This window comes from Stenotrophomonas sp. YJH_SMC_33 (genome assembly GCF_059372295.1).
Map to the genome: position 1 here is coordinate 76,864 of NZ_JCAFVJ010000010.1, position 20,995 is coordinate 97,858.

24 protein-coding genes and 1 other RNA gene are annotated in these 20,995 nt (G+C 66.6%); 14 read left to right on the top strand and 11 right to left on the bottom strand.

All coding sequences use genetic code 11. The features are described from left to right. Positions 1–58: 58 nt before the first annotated feature. Entirely contained in the window at positions 59–856 is a 798-nt protein-coding gene (locus AC5P9W_RS15120) for an AraC family transcriptional regulator (protein WP_019661247.1), read from the top strand. Between the two features lie 59 nt (positions 857–915). Here the strand turns inward: AC5P9W_RS15120 and dnaJ are convergent, their stop codons facing one another. The 4 genes from dnaJ to hrcA all read right to left on the bottom strand — a co-directional run bounded on the left by dnaJ (position 916) and on the right by hrcA (position 5,939). After that, positions 916–2,037, bottom strand: a complete 1,122-nt coding sequence (dnaJ, locus tag AC5P9W_RS15125) for a molecular chaperone DnaJ (RefSeq protein ID WP_021202054.1) — start codon at positions 2,035–2,037, stop codon at positions 916–918. Between the two features lie 154 nt (positions 2,038–2,191). Then, complete coding sequence (dnaK, locus tag AC5P9W_RS15130; protein WP_021202053.1) at positions 2,192–4,114, bottom strand: molecular chaperone DnaK; 1,923 nt, start codon at positions 4,112–4,114, stop codon at positions 2,192–2,194. Between the two features lie 181 nt (positions 4,115–4,295). Beyond that, positions 4,296–4,811 (bottom strand): nucleotide exchange factor GrpE, encoded by a 516-nt coding sequence (grpE, locus tag AC5P9W_RS15135; RefSeq protein WP_111099308.1) that lies wholly within the window; start codon positions 4,809–4,811, stop codon positions 4,296–4,298. Positions 4,812–4,874: 63 nt separating this feature from the next. After that, positions 4,875–5,939 (bottom strand): heat-inducible transcriptional repressor HrcA, encoded by a 1,065-nt coding sequence (hrcA, locus tag AC5P9W_RS15140; RefSeq protein ID WP_019661243.1) that lies wholly within the window; start codon positions 5,937–5,939, stop codon positions 4,875–4,877. A 115-nt stretch (positions 5,940–6,054) separates the two neighbouring features. Here hrcA and recN point away from each other — a divergent pair, with 115 nt between their 5' ends. Beyond that, a complete protein-coding gene (gene recN / locus AC5P9W_RS15145; protein WP_495219347.1) occupies positions 6,055–7,716 on the top strand; it encodes a DNA repair protein RecN in 1,662 nt (553 codons plus the stop codon). Between the two features lie 113 nt (positions 7,717–7,829). Here the strand turns inward: recN and AC5P9W_RS15150 are convergent, their stop codons facing one another. Then, a complete protein-coding gene (locus AC5P9W_RS15150; protein ID WP_021202444.1) occupies positions 7,830–8,747 on the bottom strand; it encodes a LysR family transcriptional regulator in 918 nt (305 codons plus the stop codon). Between the two features lie 98 nt (positions 8,748–8,845). On the opposite strand from AC5P9W_RS15150, the gene AC5P9W_RS15155 reads away from it, so the two are divergent. After that, on the top strand, positions 8,846–10,090 hold the full coding sequence (locus AC5P9W_RS15155; RefSeq protein WP_111099306.1) for an SGNH/GDSL hydrolase family protein: 1,245 nt from the start codon (positions 8,846–8,848) through the stop codon (positions 10,088–10,090). Between the two features lie 58 nt (positions 10,091–10,148). On the opposite strand, the gene fur is transcribed toward AC5P9W_RS15155, so the two are convergent. After that, positions 10,149–10,565, bottom strand: coding sequence for a ferric iron uptake transcriptional regulator (gene fur / locus AC5P9W_RS15160; RefSeq protein ID WP_014646807.1), 417 nt, complete (start codon positions 10,563–10,565; stop codon positions 10,149–10,151). A 103-nt stretch (positions 10,566–10,668) separates the two neighbouring features. Here fur and AC5P9W_RS15165 point away from each other — a divergent pair, with 103 nt between their 5' ends. Then, positions 10,669–11,061, top strand: coding sequence for an outer membrane protein assembly factor BamE (locus tag AC5P9W_RS15165; RefSeq protein ID WP_005409234.1), 393 nt, complete (start codon positions 10,669–10,671; stop codon positions 11,059–11,061). 36 nt (positions 11,062–11,097) lie between these two features. Here AC5P9W_RS15165 and AC5P9W_RS15170 read toward each other — a convergent pair whose 3' ends face one another. Together AC5P9W_RS15170 and AC5P9W_RS15175 are read right to left on the bottom strand one after the other, a co-directional pair. Beyond that, positions 11,098–11,355 (bottom strand): RnfH family protein, encoded by a 258-nt coding sequence (locus AC5P9W_RS15170; protein WP_021202446.1) that lies wholly within the window; start codon positions 11,353–11,355, stop codon positions 11,098–11,100. A 3-nt stretch (positions 11,356–11,358) separates the two neighbouring features. Next, positions 11,359–11,784, bottom strand: a complete 426-nt coding sequence (locus AC5P9W_RS15175) for a type II toxin-antitoxin system RatA family toxin (RefSeq protein WP_032959119.1) — start codon at positions 11,782–11,784, stop codon at positions 11,359–11,361. A gap of 57 nt (positions 11,785–11,841) precedes the next feature. Here AC5P9W_RS15175 and smpB point away from each other — a divergent pair, with 57 nt between their 5' ends. Continuing rightward, entirely contained in the window at positions 11,842–12,345 is a 504-nt protein-coding gene (gene smpB / locus AC5P9W_RS15180; protein WP_019661238.1) for an SsrA-binding protein SmpB, read from the top strand. A 157-nt stretch (positions 12,346–12,502) separates the two neighbouring features. Here the strand turns inward: smpB and AC5P9W_RS15185 are convergent, their stop codons facing one another. Next, positions 12,503–13,075, bottom strand: coding sequence for a hypothetical protein (locus tag AC5P9W_RS15185; protein ID WP_019661237.1), 573 nt, complete (start codon positions 13,073–13,075; stop codon positions 12,503–12,505). 219 nt (positions 13,076–13,294) lie between these two features. On the opposite strand from AC5P9W_RS15185, the gene ssrA reads away from it, so the two are divergent. Both ssrA and AC5P9W_RS15195 read left to right on the top strand, forming a co-directional pair. Then, positions 13,295–13,648: a transfer-messenger RNA gene (gene ssrA, locus AC5P9W_RS15190) on the top strand. A gap of 153 nt (positions 13,649–13,801) precedes the next feature. After that, positions 13,802–14,284, top strand: coding sequence for a hypothetical protein (locus AC5P9W_RS15195; RefSeq protein ID WP_111099304.1), 483 nt, complete (start codon positions 13,802–13,804; stop codon positions 14,282–14,284). 14 nt (positions 14,285–14,298) lie between these two features. Here the strand turns inward: AC5P9W_RS15195 and AC5P9W_RS15200 are convergent, their stop codons facing one another. Further along, positions 14,299–14,760 (bottom strand): methyltransferase family protein, encoded by a 462-nt coding sequence (locus AC5P9W_RS15200; RefSeq protein WP_111104902.1) that lies wholly within the window; start codon positions 14,758–14,760, stop codon positions 14,299–14,301. Between the two features lie 145 nt (positions 14,761–14,905). Here AC5P9W_RS15200 and AC5P9W_RS15205 point away from each other — a divergent pair, with 145 nt between their 5' ends. The 6 genes from AC5P9W_RS15205 (at position 14,906) to AC5P9W_RS15230 (ending at position 20,189) form a co-directional block, all read left to right on the top strand. Further along, on the top strand, positions 14,906–16,918 hold the full coding sequence (locus tag AC5P9W_RS15205) for an esterase/lipase family protein (protein WP_111099303.1): 2,013 nt from the start codon (positions 14,906–14,908) through the stop codon (positions 16,916–16,918). An 84-nt stretch (positions 16,919–17,002) separates the two neighbouring features. Next, the gene (gene hchA, locus AC5P9W_RS15210) at positions 17,003–17,875 is read left to right on the top strand and encodes a glyoxalase III HchA (RefSeq protein WP_197575796.1); all 873 of its coding nucleotides are present in this window, start codon (positions 17,003–17,005) and stop codon (positions 17,873–17,875) included. 5 nt (positions 17,876–17,880) lie between these two features. Next, positions 17,881–18,585 (top strand): PA1136 family autoinducer-binding transcriptional regulator, encoded by a 705-nt coding sequence (locus tag AC5P9W_RS15215; RefSeq protein ID WP_111104704.1) that lies wholly within the window; start codon positions 17,881–17,883, stop codon positions 18,583–18,585. Positions 18,586–18,672: 87 nt separating this feature from the next. Further along, positions 18,673–18,909, top strand: coding sequence for a hypothetical protein (locus tag AC5P9W_RS15220; RefSeq protein ID WP_021203968.1), 237 nt, complete (start codon positions 18,673–18,675; stop codon positions 18,907–18,909). 59 nt (positions 18,910–18,968) lie between these two features. Next, entirely contained in the window at positions 18,969–19,196 is a 228-nt protein-coding gene (locus AC5P9W_RS15225; RefSeq protein ID WP_227200225.1) for a hypothetical protein, read from the top strand. Between the two features lie 138 nt (positions 19,197–19,334). Continuing rightward, a complete protein-coding gene (locus tag AC5P9W_RS15230; protein ID WP_329867481.1) occupies positions 19,335–20,189 on the top strand; it encodes an endonuclease/exonuclease/phosphatase family protein in 855 nt (284 codons plus the stop codon). Between the two features lie 19 nt (positions 20,190–20,208). Here AC5P9W_RS15230 and AC5P9W_RS15235 read toward each other — a convergent pair whose 3' ends face one another. Continuing rightward, positions 20,209–20,472 (bottom strand): hypothetical protein, encoded by a 264-nt coding sequence (locus AC5P9W_RS15235; protein WP_021203970.1) that lies wholly within the window; start codon positions 20,470–20,472, stop codon positions 20,209–20,211. A gap of 140 nt (positions 20,473–20,612) precedes the next feature. On the opposite strand from AC5P9W_RS15235, the gene AC5P9W_RS15240 reads away from it, so the two are divergent. Then, on the top strand, positions 20,613–20,990 hold the full coding sequence (locus tag AC5P9W_RS15240) for a VOC family protein (protein WP_111104702.1): 378 nt from the start codon (positions 20,613–20,615) through the stop codon (positions 20,988–20,990). Positions 20,991–20,995 lie beyond the last annotated feature (5 nt).

Genomic DNA, 20,995 nt, shown 5'->3' on the forward strand with positions numbered 1-20,995 from the left:
TGGGGGCGAGCCACGCATGCTACGGTGACCTCCCCCTCCCTTCTGCCGCGTTCGGGTCATGGCATATCGCAAAAAGGACATCCCCTGCCAGGTCCGCGAGACCGCGCCGTGGAACGAGGTTCCGGTGCACCGCCCAGTGACCTGCCGCGCCCGCCATTACAAGCCCGGGACCCACATCGCGCCCCACCGGCACCGGCGTCACCAGCTGGTGTTCGCCATGTCCGGACTGATGGTGGTGCGTGCAGACGGCGGCCGCTGGGTAGTGCCTTCAACCCGCGCGATCTGGGTCCCGGCCGGCATGGCCCATGCGGTGGACTGCATCGCCGAAGTACACATGCGCAGCCTGTACGTGGAGCCGGACTTCGCGCCGCAGCTGCCGGACGAAGCGTTCGCGGTACAGGTGGCGCCGCTGCTGCGCGAGCTGCTGCTGGCCGCCAGCCTGATCGAGACCGCGCATGTGGACGACAGCCGCGACGGCCGCGTGGTGCGCCTGCTGCTGGACGAGCTGCACCGCATGGACGTGCTGCCGCTGCACCTGCCCTCGCCCACCGACCCGCGCCTGCAGCGGATCTGCCAGCACATCCAGAAGCATCCCGGCGACGACGCCACGCTGCAGGATTGGGCGCAGGCCCTGCAGGTGGACGTGAAAACCATCCAGCGCCATTTCGCCAGCGAACTGGGCATGACCTTCGGGCAGTGGCGACAACAGGCGCGGCTGCTGGCCGCACTGGAACGGCTGGCCGTCGGCGACAAGGTCATCGATGTCGCGCTGGCGATGGGTTACGACAGCCCAAGCGCGTTCACCAGCATGTTCAAGCGGCAGCTGGGGCAGACACCTGCGGCGTTTTTCCGCTGACCGCATACGAAAACGCCGGGCATGGCCCGGCGCTACCGTTCAATGCTTGCGTTGAGAACTCAGGACGTCATGCGGTCCCAGAAGCCCTTCACGCCATCGATGAAGGTGGCCGACTTCGGCGAATGCTTGCGCGCTTCCTCACCAACGAAGGTGGCTTCGAACTGCTCCAGCAGCTTGCGCTGCTCGTTGGTGAGGTTGACCGGGGTCTCCACCACCACACGGCAGTACAGGTCACCCTCGCTGCGGCTGCGCACCGAACGTACGCCCTTGCCACGCAGGCGGAACAGCTTGCCGGTCTGGGTCTCGGCCGGGATGCGGATCTCCGCCTCGCCGCCGAGCGTGGCCACGCGCACGGTGTCACCCAGTGCCGCCTGCGAGATGCGGATCGGCACTTCGCAGTGCAGGTCGTCGCCATCGCGCTGGAAGATCGCATGCTCGCGCACGCGCACTTCCACGTACAGGTCGCCCGGCGGCGTACCGGCCGGCCCGGCTTCACCCTCGCCCTGCAGGCGGATGCGGTCACCGGTATCGACGCCGGCCGGCACCTTCACTGACAGCACCTTGTCTTCCTCGACACGGCCGTTGCCATGGCAGGTCTTGCAGGGCTTGGCGATGATCTGGCCACGGCCGCCGCAGTTGTGGCAGGCCTGCTGCATGGCGAAGATGCCGCGCTGGATGCGCACTTGGCCACGGCCATGGCAGACGTTGCAGGTCTCGACCTTGCCGTCCTCGGAGCCACTGCCATCGCAGTCGCTGCACTCGGCCAGGGTCGGAATCTCGATGCGGCGCTCGACGCCGCGCACGGCTTCTTCCAGGTCCAGCTCCATCACGTAGCCGATGTCGGCGCCGCGACGGGCCTGGCGCGGACCACCGCCGCCACCAAAGATGTTGCCGAAGATATCGCCGAAGATATCGTTCATGTCCGGGCCGCCCGGACCACCGCCGCCCATGCCGTGCTCGAACGCGGCGTGGCCGTGGCTGTCGTACATGCGGCGCTTGTTGCCGTCGGACAGTACTTCGTAGGCTTCCTTGCACTCCTTGAAGGAGGCTTCGGCCGCCGTATCGCCCGGGTTGCGGTCCGGGTGGAACTTCATCGCGCAGCGACGGTAGGCCTTCTTCAGCTCTTCGTCGGTGGCGGTGCGGGCAACGCCCAGCACTTCGTAGTAATCGCGCTTGCTCATATCGTGAATCGGGTTCCGGAACGTCGGGATTCGTCAAAGCGGAAGAGCGGAACCAGGTCCGCTCTTGCGTCGGGCGCCCCGACACGCCGGTGGGCGGTCAGGACCCTGATGCGACAACGGGACGCTGGTGGCCAGCGTCCCGCGTCGGTCCGGATCAGGACTTCTTGTCGTCCTTGACTTCGGTGAACTCAGCGTCGACCACGTCGTCCTGCGCCTTGCCGGCATTGCCGGCGTCGGCACCCGGGGCACCGCCCTGGTCGGCCGAAGCAGCAGCGAACAGCGACTGGCCAGCTTCTTCCAGTGCCTTCGACTTGGCTTCGATCTGTGCCTTGTCGTCGCCCTTCATCGCGGTTTCCAGGTCAGCCAGCGCTGCCTCGACCTTGCCGATGACATCGCCGCCGACCTTGCTGCCGTGCTCGGTGATCGCGCTGCGGGTGCCGTGGATCAGGGCGTCGGCCTGGTTGCGGGCCTGCACCAGTTCCTGGAACTTCTTGTCTTCTTCGCGGTTGGCTTCCGCGTCGGCGACCATGCGCGCGATCTCCTCCTCGGACAGGCCCGAACCGGCCTTGATCTCGACCTTCTGTTCCTTGTTGGTCTTCTTGTCCTTGGCCGACACATGCAGGATGCCGTTGGCGTCGATGTCGAAGGACACTTCCACCTGCGGCAGACCGCGCGGGGCCGGCTCGATGCCGGACAGGTCGAACTTGGCCAGCGACTTGTTGAAGCGGGCCTGTTCGCGCTCACCCTGCAGCACGTGCACGGTCACGGCCGACTGGTTGTCCTCGGCGGTGGAGAACACCTGCGAGGCCTTGGTCGGGATGGTGGTGTTCTTCTCGATGATCTTGGTGAACACGCCACCCATGGTCTCGATGCCCAGCGACAGCGGGGTCACGTCCAGCAGCAGCACGTCCTTGACGTCGCCGCCCAGCACGCCGCCCTGGATCGCCGCACCCAGTGCCACGGCTTCGTCCGGGTTGACGTCCTTGCGCGGTTCCTTGCCGAAGAACTCGGTCACGGCCTGCTGCACCTTCGGCATGCGGGTCTGGCCGCCGACCAGGATCACTTCGCTGATGTCGCTCGAACGCAGGCCGGCATCGTTCAGGGCGACGCGGCACGGCTCGATCGACTTCCTGATCAGGTCATCCACCAGCGCTTCCAGCTTGGCGCGGGTCAGCTTGATGTTCAGGTGCTTCGGACCCGACGCGTCGGCAGTGACGTACGGCAGGTTCACTTCGGTCTGCTGGGCGCTGGACAGCTCGATCTTGGCGCGCTCGGCAGCGTCCTTCAGGCGCTGCAGGGCCAGCGGATCCTTGCGCAGGTCGATGCCCTGGTCCTTGTTGAACTCTTCAACCAGGTACTCGATGACGCGGTTGTCGAAGTCTTCGCCGCCCAGGAAGGTGTCGCCGTTGGTGGCCAGCACTTCGAACTGCTTTTCACCGTCGACGTTGGCGATCTCGATCACCGAGACGTCGAAGGTGCCGCCGCCCAGGTCGTACACCACGATCTTGCGATCCTTGTTGTCGCCCTTGTCCAGGCCATAGGCCAGCGCGGCCGCGGTCGGCTCGTTGATGATGCGCTTGACGTCCAGGCCGGCGATGCGACCGGCGTCCTTGGTCGCCTGGCGCTGGCTGTCGTTGAAGTAGGCCGGCACGGTGATGACCGCTTCGGTGACCTTCTCACCGAGGAAGTCCTCGGCGGTCTTCTTCATCTTCTCCAGCACCTTGGCCGAGATTTCCTGCGGGGCCATCTTCTTGCCGTCGCTGGTGGCGACCCAGGCGTCGCCATTGTCATGGGCCAGGATGCTGTACGGGACGTGGGCGATGTCCTTCTGCACCTCGCCGTCGGTGAACTTGCGGCCGATCAGGCGCTTCACCGCGTAGAAGGTGTTCTTCGGGTTGGTCACGGCCTGGCGCTTGGCCGAGGCACCGACCAGGACTTCGCCGTCCTTGGTGTAGGCGACGATCGACGGGGTGGTGCGATCGCCTTCCGAATTCTCGATGACGCGGGCCTTGCCGCCGTCCATGATCGCCACGCACGAGTTGGTGGTGCCGAGGTCGATACCAATGATCTTGCCCATGGGGGAGACTCCTGAGGATGCTTGTTGGGGTCAGTCCGGCCGTTCGGCCGGTGGATGAATACGATGTGGGGGAGGCTCGTGGAACATTCAAGCCATCCTCCGAACGCTGTGTTTCCGGTCATCCGGCGCGTTCAGCGTCGGGTCGGGTGGCGGGTCTGTCCGCCGCCCCGGCCCTGCGGGATCACTCGGCGGCCACTACCACCAGCGCCGGCCGCAGCAGGCGCTCGTTGAGCAGGTAGCCCTTCTGGAACACGGTCACCACGCTGCCCGGGGCGGCGCCCGGGGTCGGCGCCTGGCTGATCGCCTGGTGGTGCTCCGGGTTGAACGGCTGGCCGATCGGGTCCAGCAGGACCAGGCCGTTGTCGGCAGCGACCTTGAGCAGCTGCTTGTAGGTCAGCTCCAGGCCTTCGCGCAGCGGGTGCGGGTCGTCGCCGGCGGCCTTCAGGCCGGCGTCCAGGCTGTCGAACACGGGGAGCAGATCGCCCAGCAGCTTCTCGTTGGCGAACTTGCGGGCCTGCTCGATGTCACGGGCAACGCGCTTGCGCTGGTTCTCCAGGTCGGCGCGCTCACGCAGGGCATCGGCCTTGACCTGTTCGATTTCGGCGCGCAGGCGCTCGACTTCGTCGTTGACGCCGGCGGTGGCGGCCGCATCGGCGGCACTCTGCTGGGATTCGGTATCTGGCTGTTCGTGGTTCATGTCTGGGTCCCTGGCGGTCAAACTCCGCCTCCAACCACCCTAGTGTGGGCGGGATGCTGCGTTTCAAGCGTCGGATGTTCCCGGCGTGCGCGAGGCCGGTGAAAAGGCCGCGCCGAGCACATCGGCCGTGGCCTGGACCAGCGGGATCACGCGGTCGTAGGCCATCCGCTTGGGACCGATCACGCCCAGCACGCCCAGCACCTGGCCGTTGGCGGTGTACGGGGCGGTGACCAGCGAGACGCCCTGCAGCGGCATCATCCCGGTCTCCTCGCCGATGAAGATGCGCACGCCCGGCGCCTGGATGGTCCGCTCCAGCAGCTGCAGGATCTCGCGCTTGCTGGAGAACAGCTCGAACAGTTCGCGCAGGCGCTCCAGGTCAGACAGGTCCTGCACCCCCATCAGCCGGGTCTGGCCGGCCACCAGCATGTCGTCGGCCGGCGGCTGCAGGGCCTGTTCGGCCAGTTCGATGCTGTGCGCCAGCAGCTGTTCCAGTTCGGACCGGGCATCGCGCAGTTCCAGCAGCAGGCGGGTGCGGATCTCGGCCAGCGGCAGGCCGGCGAAATGCGCATTGAGGTAGTTGGCGACCTGCTCCAGCTGCCCCGGCGCAAACTCCTGGCGGGTCTCGATGACCCGGTTCTGTACCTCGTTGTCGGCGAACACCAGGATCGCCAGCACCCGCCGTCCGTCCAGCGCCACGAAATCGATCTGGCGGAAGGCGAACTGCTCCCGCCGCGGGGCGCTGACCACGCCGACGAAGTGGCTCATCGCCGACAACAGTTCCGAAGCGCTGCCGAGCAGGGCCTGGGTGCTGCCACCGCCGGCCAGCTCCTGGCGCAGCCGGGCCAGCTCGCCCTCGCCCGGCGGCTGCATCTGCAGCAGGCTGTCGACGAATACCCGGTAGCCGTGCGCGGTCGGTACCCGCCCGGCCGAGGTATGCGGCGAGGCCAGCAGGCCCAGGTCCTCCAGGTCGCCGAGGATGTTGCGGATGGTGGCCGGGCTGACCTCCAGCCCGGCCACGCGTGCCAGCGTCTGCGAGCCCACCGGCTCACCGTCCTGGATATAACGCGCGATCAGCGTGCGCAGCAGATGGCGCGCACGCGGGGCAAGCTGGTCGGGAGAACCGTGCATGGAATCAACCTGTGAGACACGGACACTAGATAATGGCGGCGCATCACCTTGGCAAGTCATTGGACCTCCCGCGCCCGCGTGCTAGCGTTGCGCGGCTGCTGATACCCCCTTACCCATGCTCAGACATCTTTCGATCAAGGATTTCGCCGTCGTCCGCGCTACCGAACTGGAGTTCGGGCCAGGCATGACCGTGGTTTCAGGCGAGACCGGCGCCGGCAAGTCGCTGATGGTCGACGCGCTGGGCTTCCTGTCCGGCCTGCGCGCCGACAGCGGCGTGGTCCGCCATGGCGCCGCCCGCGCCGAGCTTTCCGCAGAGTTCGTGCTGGACCAGCTTCAGGCTGCGCGCCAGTGGCTGGCCGACAACGAGCTGAACGACGAGGACCAATGCCAGCTGCGCCGCGTGATCCGCGCCGACGGCGGTTCCCGGGCCTGGATCAACGGCCGCCCGGTGACCCTGGCCCAGCTGGGCGACCTGGCCTCGTTGCTGGTGGAGATCCACGGCCAGCACGAACAGCAGGCCCTGCTGACGCGCCCGTCGCAGCTGGCGCTGCTGGATGCCTATGCCGGCAACGAGAACGAACGCCGCCAGGTACGGCGCGCCGCCGCGGCCTGGCAGGCACTGGTCGATGAATCGCTGGCGCTGTCGCAACAGGGCGACGTCAGTGACCGGATCGGCTTCCTCGAGCACCAGCTGCGCGAACTGGACCGGGAAGACCTTGAGCCGGAATCGATCGCGGCACTCGGCGCCAGCCACCGTCGCCAGGCCCACGCCAGCGCCCTGCTGAGTGCCTGCCAGGCGGCCAGCAACCAGCTCAACGGTGACGACGGCAGCTCCGCGCTGGACCTGTTGCAGCAGGTGCGCCACGAGCTGTCGCGCCTGATCGAACACGACCCACGGCTGGGCGAGGTGGACGGCCTGATCGAGAATGCCTCGATCCAGCTGCACGAAGCCCTGTCGCTGCTTGACCGCGTGCACGACGATCTGGATGCCGACCCGGAACAGTTCGAGGAGAACGAGCGCCGCCTCGGCCGCCTGCACGACCTGGCCCGCAAGCACCGCGTGCCGATGGACGAGCTGGGCGCGCAACGCGAGCGCATGCATGCCGAAGTGGAGCAACTGCGCGGCGCCGACGAGCGCCTGCAGCGCCTGGCCGGCGAGATCGACAAGGCCGCCGCCGCCTGGCGCGTGCAGGCTGAAGTGCTGACCGCCAGCCGCCGCAGCGCCGCCGCCGAACTGTCGGCCACCACCACCAGCATCATCGCCGAGCTGGGCATGGGCGGCGGCCAGTTCCTGATCGAGCTGGAACCCCAGGACGCCGGCAAGCCCGACCCACAGGGCGCCGAACGCGTGGAGTTCCTGGTCGCCGCCAACGCCGGCCAGCCGCCGCGCGCCCTGCGCAAGGTGGCCTCGGGCGGTGAACTGTCACGCATCTCGCTGGCCATTGAAGTGGCCGCGCTGGATCTGGACGCGGTGCCGACGATGGTGTTCGACGAAGTGGATTCAGGCATCGGCGGCGCGGTGGCCGACATCGTCGGCCAGAAGCTGCGCGCACTGGGCGAGAAGCGCCAGGTGCTGTGCGTGACCCATCTGCCGCAGGTCGCCTCCAAGGGCCATGCCCATTACCGGGTCAGCAAGGCGCCGGTGGAAGGCATGACCCAGAGCGCCGTGGAAAAGCTGGACAGCAAGGCGCGCGAAGAAGAGCTGGCGCGCATGCTGGGTGGCGTGGAAGTGAGCAAGGAAGCGCGCGCCGCTGCGCGCAAGCTGCTGGCACATTGAGCCGAGCATAGGCTCGGCTCTACAGCCGCCCCCCCCCCCCCCCCCCAAAAAAAAACGAAACCGACATGTAGAGCCGAGCCCACGCTCGGCTACGCGCACCGGCGCGGCGCATATCACCCCAACGGCCGCTCCAGATCCACGTTCTCCACCAGGAAATCGAGGAACGCGCGCACCCGCAGCGGCAGGTAACCGCCCTGCCCCAGGAACACGGCGTGCACTTCTTCCAGGTCACCCGGATTGGCCTCTTCCAGCACCGGCAGCAGGCGCCCGGCGGCGACGTCGTCCTGCACCTGGAACGCGGCCAGGCGGGCCATGCCCAGACCACCCAGCACCAGCTGGCGCAGTGCATCGCCGTTGCTGGCACGGGCGTTGCCGCTGGGCAGCACCATCCGCTCTCGCCCCTCCTGCAGCAGCGGCCAGCCCTGCATCGCACGCGCGTGGCCGATGTCCAGCCGGTTGTGCGACTGCAGTTCGTCGGCGTTGCGCGGCATCCCGTGCCGCTGCAGGTACGCCGGCGCGGCCACGATCATCATCCGCGTCGCGCCCAGCCGTCGCGCCACCAGGCTGGAGCTCTTCAGCGGACCAGCCCTTACCGCAACGTCGGTGCGCTGCTCCAGAAGGTCGATCACTTCATCATTGAGGGTCAGGTCCACCCCCACCTGCGGGTTGCGCGCCAGGAACGCCGGCAGCAGCGGCAACAGGAAATGCTGGCCGAACGGCACGTTGGAGTTGACCCGCAGGCGTCCACGCGGTTCGGCATGGGCACTGGCGCAGCGCTCTGCTTCTTCCAGATCGGCCAGCACCCGCAGGCCCCGCTCGTAGAACGCGCAGCCTTCCGGGGTCAGCTGCAGTTGGCGGGTGGATCGCTGCAGCAATCGCGTGCCCAGCCGCTGCTCCAATCGTGCCACGAGCTTGCTCACCGCAGACGGCGTCATGTCGAGCGTGCGCGCGGCGGCGGAGAAGCCGCCGGTCTCGATGACCCGCACGAACACTTCCAGCTCGCCGGATCGGTTGATGTCGGGTCGCGCCATGACGATGAATCCAGTTCACAGATGATTGTCCATGCGCAGTCTAGTTCACAGATGGCCGGAGAATCACCATGGCAATTCCTCCTTCCCGGGATTGCCCGATGAACCGCTTGAGCCAGTTCACCGCCGCCGCATTGATTGCCCTGTCCGGCGCTGCCAGCGCGGCCACGGCCCCGCACTGGGTCGCCAGCTGGCAGGCCAGCCCGCAACCGGTCTGGGGCGCGGATTTCCTCTTCCCAACCCTGGTTCCGGCCGCGCTGCATGACAAGACTTTCCGCCAGACCGCGCGCATCAGCCTGGGCGGGGCGCGGCTGCGGGTGCGGCTGAGCAATGCCTACGGTACCCAGCCGTTGCGGATCGGAGCGGCCAGCATCTCCGCACGCATGGGCGGCGCGCCTCACCCGCTCAGCTTCGACGGCCAGCCCAGCGTGGTGATCGGCCCCGGCCAGGAACGGCTGAGCGATCCGCTGGCGCTTGCCACGGATGACCGGCAGGCGCTGCAGGTCAGTGTCTTCGTGCCGGGGCCGGCGGCGGTCCAGACGTTCCATTGGGACGGTCGCCAGACCAGCTGGATCGCCGCTGGCGACCAGAGCCGGGCCCAGGCGCTGCGCGCTGCCAGCAGCACCACCGCGCGCCTGCTCCTGGCCGGTATCGAGGTCGAGGCCAACGCCAGCGCGCGCAGCGTGGTGGTGATCGGCGACTCGATCACCGATGGCGCCACGGCCAGCCTCGACCAGGACCAGCGCTGGACCGACCATCTGGCCGCGCGCCTCGCCCCGCGCGGGGTGGCGGTGGTCAATGCGGGCATTTCCGGCAATCGGCTGCTGAGCGACGGCATGGGTGAGTCCGCCCTGGCTCGTTTCCAGCGCGATGCACTGGATCAACCCGGTGTGGCGAGCGTCATCGTGCTGATCGGCATCAACGACATCAGCTGGCCCGGCACGGCGTTCGCCCGGGGCCAGGCCAGGCCAACGCTGGCCGAACTGCAGGCGGGCTATCGCACCCTGGCAGAACAGGCCCGCAGGCGTGGTGTGCGGATAATCGGCGCCACCCTGCCACCGTTCGCTGGTGCCCTGCCCGGCACGCCGCTGGACGACTACTACCACCCGGACAAGGACGCCCTGCGGCGGCAACTCAATGCCTGGCTGCGTACGGACAGCCCGTTCGACGCGGTGATCGACCTGGACGCGGCGCTTCGCGACCCGGCCGAGCCGTTACGGATGGCCGCCGCCTACGACTCCGGCGATCACCTGCATCCGGGTGATGCAGGGAACCGGGCGATGGCCGAGGCGGTGGACCTGGACCTCCTGATGGGATCATCCAGGCGTGGCGGGAATCTACCGTAAGCAACGAAAAACCCCGGGCAGGCCCGGGGTTTCGTCGCATCCAGCGGGCCTGAACGGCCTACTTCCGCTTCTTGCGCACGTACAGCACCAGCGAGTGCTCTTCCAGCTCGTAGCCATGGTCGGCCGCGATCTTGCGCTGCAGCTCCTCGATCTCATGGCTCTCGAACTCGATGATCTTGCCGCTGTCCACGTCGACCATGTGGTCGTGGTGGCCACCACGGTCCAGTTCGTAAACGGCCTGGCCGCCCTCGAAATTGTGCTTGAGCACGAGGCCGGCAGCCTCGAACTGGGTCAGCACCCGGTAGACGGTCGCCAGGCCGATCTCGTCGCCATGCTCGAGCAGCTGGCGGTAGATGTCCTCGGCGGTCATGTGATGCTGGTGGTGCTGGGCATTGCGCTGCTCGAGCAGCGCCAGGATCCGCATCCGCGGATGGGTCACCTTCAGGCCGACTTTACGCAGGTCGTGGGTTTCCATAGGTCTCCGTTCATTGGCGATTTAGCGCCAGCTGCCTCGGATTGGGTCGCGGTGGCACGCCGGGAGTGTATCATCGGTTTGATTTCCCCAACCGCCAGTCCCGATGCGCAATCTCCTGTTGGTCGCCGCCGTCGCCCTGTCCACCACCGGGTGCGGCATCATCTACAAGCAACCCATCTATCAGGGCAACCTGATCCGGGAAGATGCCGTGGCCAAGCTGCAGGTCGGGCAGAGCAAGCAGCAGGTCACCGCGCTGCTGGGCACCCCGTCCATTCCCGACCCGTTCCACGCCCAGCGCTGGGACTACACGTCCAGCCAGCGCGTGAACCGCCTGGGCCGTACCGAAGTGAAGAACTTCGTGGTGTTCTTCGAGAATGACACCGTGACCCGCTGGGAGGGCGATTACTTCCCGGGCAACGACAAGGCCCTGGCCCAGCAGACCGTGCGCCAGTTCGGCCGCAACCTGCCCAAGGACAAGAAGAAGAAGGGCCGTTAAGCGCCCAGCCCCGTCCGCAGGGACGGGTTGCCGGGATCAACCGCCGAGCGCGCGACGCCGGCGGTTGTCCTTGGGATCGGCCAGCAGCGGGCGCAACAGCTCGACGCGGTCGCCATCCAGCAGCACCTGCTGCGGACGCGCCAGGACGCCGTGCACGGCAGCGGCCGGACAATCGGCACTGCCTTCCAGCGCCGCAGCGGCAATGGCGTCGGCCACGGTGGCACCCTCCTCCAGTTTCAGTCGGCACGACAGCACCCGCTGCGGCCAGGCCAGTACCACCTCGACCTCGATCATCGCTCAGCCCTCGTCGGCGACGCGGACGAAATCGTTGACCATCCGATCGGCCAGGCCCTGGAAGCCGATCGCCAGCGCCGGACCGAGCAGGCGCGAGCTGGGTTCGAACTCCAGGGTCAGGGTGACCTTGCAGGCATCCTCGGCCAGCGCATGGAATTCCCAGCGGCCGTGCAGCTGCTTGAACGGGCCATCGCGCAGCTGCATATCGATGCTGTGTGGGCGCTGCAGGGTGTTTTCGGTCTGGAACCAGGTGCTGAAAGAGCCCAGGCCGAGGTCCAGGCGCGCCACCAGGCGGTCCTCGCCCTGCTCCAGGATCTGGGCGGCCGAACACCAGCGGAAACGGCGCGGATAGGCCTGGACATCGTTGACCAGGTCGAACATGCGCGCAGCCGAATGTTCGACCAGGGCGCTGCGGCGGATAGTAGGCATGAATACAGGACGTTTCGGCAATCGACCGGGCGGGCCCGAATCGGAGACAATACGGAAATGAGCAAGAACAGCGGCAAGGATAAAGCAAAGAGCGCGACGGCCAACAAAACCATCGCGTTGAACAAGCGTGCCCGCCACGAGTATCACATCGAAGAGCGCTTCGAGGCCGGCCTCGCCCTGCAGGGCTGGGAGGTCAAGTCGATCCGCGCAGGCCGTGGCAACATCATCGACGCCTACGCCTATGTGAAGCGCGGCGAGATCTACCTGATCGGTGCACAGATCACCCCGTTGATCCAGGCCTCCACCCACGTGGTCGCCGAGGACCGCCGCGAGCGCAAGCTGCTGCTGCACCGGAACGAGATCGACAAGCTGATCGGCAAGGTCGAGCGCGACGGCTACACGATCGTGCCTACCGCGATGTACTGGAGCAAGAACAAGATCAAGCTTGAGATCGCACTGGCCAAGGGCAAGCAGAACCACGACAAGCGCGATGCCGCCAAGGACCGCGACTGGGCGATCGAGAAACAACGCGTGATGCGTCGCGGCAACCGCGACGCGTAAGGCGGCTGCGCAGCACCCTGTAGAGCCGAGCCATGCTCGGCTGCTTTGGCTTTCTGTAGAGCCGAGCTGTGCTCGGCTTCCGCGTTCGTAGAGCCGAGCTGTGTTCGACTGCCGTGAAGCAGCCGAGCATAGGCTCGGCTCTACAACACGATGCGGCTCAGCTGGCCAGAACGCCCTGCCTGCGCATCCTCGGCGCCAGCGCCGCATGCATCACCGCCAGGTGCATCACCACCGAAAGTTCCGGAGCGTGGCGATCATCACCGGCGCGCCACTGCTGCGCCAGCCGCGCGGCGTCGACGGGCAGCAGGGCCAGCAACTGGGCGTCGTCCAGCGCATCGGCGGAAGCCTGCAACTGTCGCGCAACTTGCCGCGACTGCCACACATGCACGCCAATGCTGAGGCTGGCCAGCGACATCAAGGTCAGGGCCAGGCCATGTTCGAACCACTGTGACAGTACATCCGGGCCCCACAGCAGCGCGGCGAGCACCGCCAGCGCCGGCAGCCGCCAGCCCAGCCAATGCAAGCGCCCACGCTGCGGCCAGTGCACCACCACCGCACTGGAGACCAGCGCGGCTGCCGCCGTCGCCGGCAGCTCGGTCGGCCAGGTGGCCGCCAGCAGCACCGCCAGCACCGCCCAGACCCAGCCGGGCGGCAACGCGCGCCGCTGGTAGTCGGCCCCGACGGGTCCAACCAGCTGTCGCAGGCTGCGTTGTTGGCTTGCCTCGGTCACCCACAGTCTCCCTGTCTGTCCTGGCTTGGATGGTCGTCGCCAGTGTGTCGCAAATTCGTGCCCATGACGTTACCAATCCGCTATGACGGAGGCTCTACAACTTGTTGTGGATTGCCACGGTGACTGTTCAGCTGTTTTGGCGTAGCATTGGCAGCGTTGGGCAGGCCCCGCTCGTGGCAACACGGCATTGGCCCTGTACATTGCAGCACTGTAGAAACCGGGGGTGCATTGGTTTCGACGGGGGTTGTGAAGTCGCCTGGCGCATGCCGAGGGGGTAGCTTTCCTCGTAAATCCAGCTGCAAAACTCTAGTTGCCAACGACGACAACTACGCTCTGGCCGCTTAAGGCCTAAGCCTCGAAACCGCTTGTGTCCATGCTCGCGGTGTAGAGTCACTATCATGGAATCGCGCTGGGCGGCTGCCTGTCAGCCCGGCACTAGAACACAACAGGCTGGTTCCCGGATGCGCTTTGCGCACCGTGCTGTTCGGGGACGAGATCCAACGGTGAGCTAAGCATGTAGTGCTGGGGATGGAGTGCCTTCGGACGGCGGTTCAATTCCGCCCACCTCCACCATCTGTATGGCCTGTCGAGGCCGCAAGAAGCCGGATCTCCCGTCAACCGGGGTTCCGGCTTTTTTGTGCCTGCACGTCGCGGAGGATGTGTGGCGCATAATCGGGATGACACCTCCAACAGCCCCTCACTCCGCGATCGCCAGAAGGATCTGCCATGAAAGCCCCCCTCGCGATGTCCCTGCTCCTCACCGCCCTGGCCGCAGCCCCAGCCACGCACGCCTCCACACCCACCATCGCGCCGCCAGGCACCGCAACGTTGGAAGCCCTGCTGTCCTGCAGACCTGGCTCCAACTTCAGCGAGGCCGAAGCCATCGATGCCCTGCAGGCAGCCGGCCTGGCCAAGAAGCCGGGCGGTACATTCGAACCGGAGGACAAGCCGGTCGCGCTGTTTGGTGGCACGGTCACCAGTGCCGATGTGAACGTGGCCGAAGGCGAGAGGAGCCTCTTCGTGTACTTGAACGGTGTCGATGCCAAGCGCCTGGCCAAGGCCTGGTCGGTGACCGAAGTCAACGAGCACGCCAATACCGAAGAACCGTCGTACGCGAAGCGCATCGACAAGCGCCATACCCTGCACGTGATCGCGGGCGACGATTACGAGGGCTATTCGGCCGCAGTGAAATGCCAGATCAGCCGCTGATGGCGTAGCCAACGCTACAGCCAGCGCGGCACGCGACGACGGTACTGCGCGTACGCCTCGGGAAAGCGCGCCATCAGTGCCCGCTCCTCCGGCAGGATCTGCAACCGCGTGATGTACGCCAGGAACAGCGGGACCACGATCAGCGCGATCAGATGCTGCAGGTACACCATGGCTCCCAGCAGAACCAGCGCCTGGCCCAGATACATCGGATTCCGTGTGCGGCGGTAGACCCCGCTGGTAACCAGCACGCTCGAGGCCGAAGGTCGCAGAGGATTGACGGTGGTGCCTGCTCGCCGGAAGGAGACCTTGGGCAGCAGGTTGAGCACCACACCGAGCGCCATCGTCAGACCCGCCAGTAGCGCCGGCACCGGTGCCCGAAAGGCAGAACCCGGCCACAGCCTGCACGCTGCATAGCCGACAGCTGCACACAGCAGCATCACCATGGGCGGGGGAACACGTGTTTCCAGCCAGGTCATCACGATCACCAAGCACGTTCCACCACAGTGTCACACGGGAATGCCCGGATCGCACGGCGGACGCATCGGCCAGGCCCAATCCGGCCAGTGGATTCCGCTTTGACAGACCGACCGCTAGAGTGGCGCCTCCGCGCAGGAGGATCGCATGGCTACCACGGGCTTGGGCTTGATCGGCCGCACGACCCTCATCATCACTGCGCTGCTCAGCCTGGGAGGTTGCGCGACGCTGCGGCAGTTCGGGCCTTCGGTGCAGGTCGCCTCGGTCACGCCCGGCCAGTACATCGCGCTCAAGCGCGGTGACATCCTCACCTCCGGCAAGCTCAGTGCGGCGACCACGGAGACGCTGCGCGTGGCCGGCCTTGATGAAGGTGTCTGCGCCAAGCCCGGCCTGCCCTGCATCGAAGCGATGGAAGCCAGCATCGTCGTGCGCGAGGAGGACAAGCGCTCCAGCCTGGCCGAGCTGTGGCTGCAGCATGCGATGACCCTGCCGGCGCCGAAGCGCGAGTACTCCGCCTCGGGTCGCGCCAAGACCGCAATCAACGAGTTGGATGCCGACTTCCAGCCGCGCCTGGACGCATGGATGCAGGTCGCGCGCCAGGCCTACGCCTACCTGTTCTTCACCGAGCGCACCGCCAACCAGCGCGGCTTCGAAGACCGCCAGACCCAGGTGCGCGACTATTACAACCTGGCCGTGCAGGAGGCGTCGGTGCAGCTGTACGACGCCTACGCCACCGGGCGCGTGCACAACGATGCCAACCATCTCCAGCTGGGCCGCTGGACGTTCGTGCTGGCTCCTCCAGGGGAAGCATCGGCGTTGGACGAGCGTACACCGACCGAACTGGTACCCGCCGCCTCGCTGTCGTTCACCGGCACGCTGCGCAGCGTGCACCGCCGCGATGGCTTCGGTGCCGAACTGGTGGCCGTGATGGATGACCCGGCCGCAACCACGCCCAGCACTACGCCGGCAGCGGTGCAGGCAAGCCCTTCCGCCACGCAGAGCTGGAGCGAGATGCCTTCGCCATCGATGACGGTGCTGCTGCGCTTCTCGGGAAAGAACCTGTGGGAAGTGCTGCACGATGACGAGCCGGAGCTGGAGATTCACGATCCCTACCAGGTTTCGGAAGTAACCCTGCACGGCCAGCACGTGCCATTGGCGGCCAACTTCACCGCCGGCTATGCGTTGTGGCTGGCCCGTTCCAATTTCAGCCGGCAGTCGCTGCGCTCGCTGTTCGGGGGCAAGGGCGGCATCGACACGCCGCATCTGTACATGATGCAGCCCTACGATCCCAACCGTCGCGTACTGCTGATGATCCATGGCCTGGCCAGCAGTCCGGAAGCCTGGGTCAACGTGGCCAACGAACTGCTGCGCGACGACGAGATCCGCCAGGACTTCCAGGTCTGGCAGTTCTACTACCCCACCAACATGCCCATCGCGATGAGCCACGATGCGATGCGCCACACGCTGGATGAGGTGTTCAAGCATTTCGACCCCAGCGGCAAGGCGCGGGCTTCGCATGACATGGTCCTGGTCGGGCACAGCATGGGTGGGGTGATCGCGCGGTTGATGGTTTCCTCTTCCGGCGATCATCTGGTCGATACCCTGCTGGCAACCGCGCAGATGACGCCGGCACAGCGTGAACTGCTGCGCACCAAGGGCGCACCGGTGCTGACCTTCCTGCCGGAACCGGCAGTGTCGCGGGTGGTGTTCATCGCCACGCCACACCGCGGCACCGATGTGGCGGGCACCCGCCTGGGCCGCTGGATCGGTCGCCTGGTGCGGTTGCCGCTGACCGTGCTGGAAGACGTTGCCACCATCGCCAACGACGGCCAGATCGACCGCACCGACGGCAAGCACGGCTACCAGATGAACAGCATCCAGAATCTGGACAAGGACGATCCCTTCGTCCGCGCCGTGGCAGACCTGCCGATGTCGCCGAAGGTGCACTACCACTCGATCATCGCGCGGGCAAAGGCCGATGGTCCGCTGGGAAAGACCAGCGACGGGCTGGTGCCCTACTGGAGCTCGCACCTGCCGCATGCGGACTCGGAGAAGGTGATCGTCTCCGGGCACAGCGTGCAGGAAGCCACGCCGGCCATCGTCGAACTGCGGCGGATCCTGCATGAGGACATGCAGCAACACGGAAACCAGGCCAATTAGCCGTGGACAGCTGAGGGAAATCCCTCATCGCGCGTGCGCACCCACCCTCCTATGCTGGCCTCACATTTCCCGCAGGAGATCTGCATGAACACGCAAGAGCCCAGCCGCCAGCCCAGCCCCGACCCGGCCGAGCGCGATGCCTTCTTCCCGTCTCCCTACTCGCTGTCACAGTTCACATCGCCCAAGAGCAACCTTTCCGGTGCCGACTACCCGGATGCGCGCCGCGATGGCCGCTGGAAGGTGCTGATGATCGCTGCCGACGAACGCTATCTGCCAACTGCCAATGGCCACCTGTTCTCCACCGGCAACCATCCGGTGGAGACCCTGCTGCCGATGTACCACCTCGACAAGGCCGGCTTCGGCATCGACGTAGCCACGCTGTCGGGCAACCCCGCCAAGTTCGAGTGGTGGGCATTTCCAAACGAGGACAAGGAAATCGGCGGGCTGTACGAGCGTTATGCCCCGTGCTTCCGCCAGCCGCTGCCACTGGACGAGGTGGTTGCCGGGCTCGATGCGGATTCGGACTATGCTGCAGTGTTCATCCCCGGTGGCCATGGCGCCCTGATCGGACTGCCGCAGAGCCGCGCGGTGAAGTCCGTCCTGCATTGGGCGATGGCCCAGCAACGCCACATCATCACCCTTTGCCACGGTCCGGCCGCACTGCTGGCTGCGGGCGTGGACGAGGCCGATGGCGGTTCGCTGTTCCGCGGCTACCGCATCTGCGCCTTCCCCGATGCGATGGACCGGCAGACGCCGGAGATCGGCTACATGCCTGGACAGTTGCCGTGGTTCTTCGGTGAGCGCCTGGCACAGCGGGGCGTGCAGATCGTCAATGACGGCATCGATGGCAGCGTGCTGCAGGACCGCCTGCTGCTGACCGGCGACAGCCCGTTGGCTGGCAATGCGCTGGGCAAACTGGCTGCACGCGCCCTGCTCGACGCCTTGGCCGGGCGCTGAGCCGGATGACCGAGCTGGTGCAGGCGCTGCTGGAGCTGGAACGCGCCAGTTCGCTGAGCGCGGTGGGTGCAGTCCTGCGAGGCATCGCGGCACCGCTCGGCTTCGACCGCGTGCTGGTGTTTGCCACCGGCACCGGGCTGGAGCGGGGTACGCAACGCGTGTACTGGATCGAGGGCGACTGGTTCGGCGATGGCAGCGATACCGACCTTGCGCGCTACCTCCACGCCTGCCCCGTCAATCGCCACGTGCTGGACAGCAACGCGCCGTTCTTCTGGAGCAAGCGCCTGGGCGTTCGCGGCGAGCGCTACCAGGTGGTGAAGCAGCCTCGCGGCGAAGGCCTGCATGGGCTGCAGGTGCCGGTGTTCGGCATCACCGGCCTGGAAGGCGCGGTCAGCGTTGCCGGTACGTCAATCGACGCGTCGGCCAACGCGCGCCTGCGGCTGGAAGCTGCTGCAACCGCAGCATTCCGGGCCGCGCGCCGTCTGGCCGAATCACCTGCCGAGCGTTCGGGAAGCGCACTGAGCAACCGCGAGCGCGAAGTGCTGCGCTGGGTCGCCGCCGGGCGCCGGCAAGCTGAGATCGCGGCCACGCTTGGGCTTTCCACGCGCACGGTGGAGAACCACCTGCGCCACGCGCGGCAACGGCTGGGTGTGGCGACCACCGCGCAGGCAGTGCGTGCCGCCAGCCGTCGCGGCGAGATCGAAGACTGATCGCGGCGAGGCACTTCCGGAGCTCTGGTTCGCGTGTTACACACGCCATGCGCATGTGCGCGATTGCAGAAAGCAAGGATGATGCTTATGAAACTGCAACTGGCCGCGATGGCCGCATTGATGTTGGCATTGGGTAGTGGGATACCGGCGACTGGCCACGCGGCCGGGTCCCCCGGATCGACGACCGATTGCGTGCCCGTAAGACTTGGGCCCAACCTCGTGCATCAGCGCTGCACCGTCACCCGCACTCTGGCAGACGGCACCGTTTTCACGTCGGTGTACTGGATAGACGAGAACGGTCAGTGGTACCTCCCGGCAGACTGATCTGCATCGGACACCGACTACGGCTACAAGGAGTGTGATCAATGACGCTGCACAATCGAATGACCGCTTTTTCTTTCGCTGCAGTAGTTGCACTTGCGGCCCTGGTGCCCTCGCCGCCGGCGAATGCAGCCGAAGAGGTCGGCCTGCAGGAGGAGTGCGTGCCCTTCCGCATCAGCGGCAACGTGTTCCACCAGCGTTGCACGCTGTACGTGGTCCATGACGACGGCACCCGCGTGGCCAGCGACCACTACAACCGCGACGAGAACGGGATGATCTACGACCCCTGATCGGGCAAGGGGCATCTGCCGGGCGGAGCGTCCAGCGCCCGCCCGGCGTCTCCAAGTCGCCCGTCCCGGCATACCACTGCCCCCGCCTTCCATGGCATGCTCCATGAAACCGTTTTCATGGGATGGAGGGATTCCACGATGTTGTCGCGTTTCCGTCGCCCGGCGCTGAGTGCGCTGCTGGCGCTTGCTCTGCCTGCCGTTGCCTGGGCCGTCACGCCGGCGCCGTTGAAGGTGATGTCATTCAACGTCCGTACCCCGGCTGACACCGAGCCGGGCAAGCGCTGGCCCGACCGCCGTGATGCGATGGTCAAGGTGATCCTCGACGCGCACCCGGCAGTGATCGGCACCCAGGAACTGGTGAAGGAACAGGCCGACTACCTGTCAGGGCACCTGCCCGACTACCGCTGGTTCGGTGAAGGCCGCCGCGGTGGCAGCGGCGATGAGCACATGGGCGTGTTCTACGACAGCAAGGTGCTGGCCATCGAGGAATCCGGCAACTTCTGGCTTTCGGATACGCCGGACGTCCCTGGCAGCATCAGCTGGGGCAACCTGTACCCGCGTATGGTCACCTGGGCCCTGTTCCGGCGCCTGGACGATGGCCGTCGCTTCTACTTCCTCAATACCCACCTGCCCTACCGCGACGAGGACGAACCGCGCCGGGTGAAGGGTGCCGAGCTCATCGGCAAGCGCCTGCAGGCCATGCCGGACGACCTGCCGGTGGTGTTGACCGGTGACTTCAACAGCGAGCCCGGCGGTGACACCTACAGGGCGTTCACCCGCCTGCTGCAGGACACCCGTACCCAGGTGAAAACACCGCAGGGTCCGCGCCCGACCTTCCACGACTTCACCGGCAAGGCCACCGTGCAGCTGGACTGGGTGCTGGTGCGTGGCTTCCGTGCGCGCAGCTTCCTTACCGATGATCGTCGCATCGACGGCGTGCTGCCGTCGGATCATTTCCCGCTGGTGGTCGAGCTGGACTGGCCGAAGCCCTGAATTCCCGCGGCAGCCGTGGCTACGGCGGCGGCTGCCGCGACAACAGCCGGTACAACGCCTGGTGCTGGTTGCGCGCCTGGCAGATGCGGGCGCCGACGGCAAGGAACACGGCGACACCGATCAGCCCGAGCCCCAGCATCGGATCGGGCAGTCGCAGGAAACCGATCGCAGCGGCCATCGTCGCCAGCACCAGCAGCACAACGACCGCCACCGAAAGGCCCGCACCGGGTGGCCCCGGGTCGCCAAACAGCATGCGCTGGGTATCCCGCCTGTCATCGCTCATCGTGTGTACTCCCTGGAATCTGCCCCACTAGTTACACGGCGGACACGGCTTCCGGCAGAGTCAGAAACGTCACGACTGTGACAACGTCCACAGCAGACGCCGCGCTACCCTGCCCCTGTTCCCGAACTGTGGAGAAAGGCATGGCACACCAGAGTCGCCTGGCCGGTTTCATCATCGATTGCGAGGGCATTCCCGCCGACGAAGGCGCCCGCTTCTGGGCCGCCGCGCTTGGCCTGCAGGCGCAGCCCGCCCGTGCCGAAGACGCCGCCGAGTATGCCGACCTGCTCGGTGCTCCGGCGGGCCTGGACGTTGAAGTCCAGCGCGTCGATCACCCGTCACGGGTGCATCTGGACATCGAGAGCGACGACATCGATGCCGAAGCCGACCGCCTGGAGAAGCTCGGCGCGCGACGGATAGGCTTCGTCAAGCGCTGGTGGGTGATGGAAGCACCAACCGGCCATCGCTTCTGCATCGTGCGCATGCGCGAGCGTGAGGTACCGGCCAACCACTGGCCCTGAAAGAA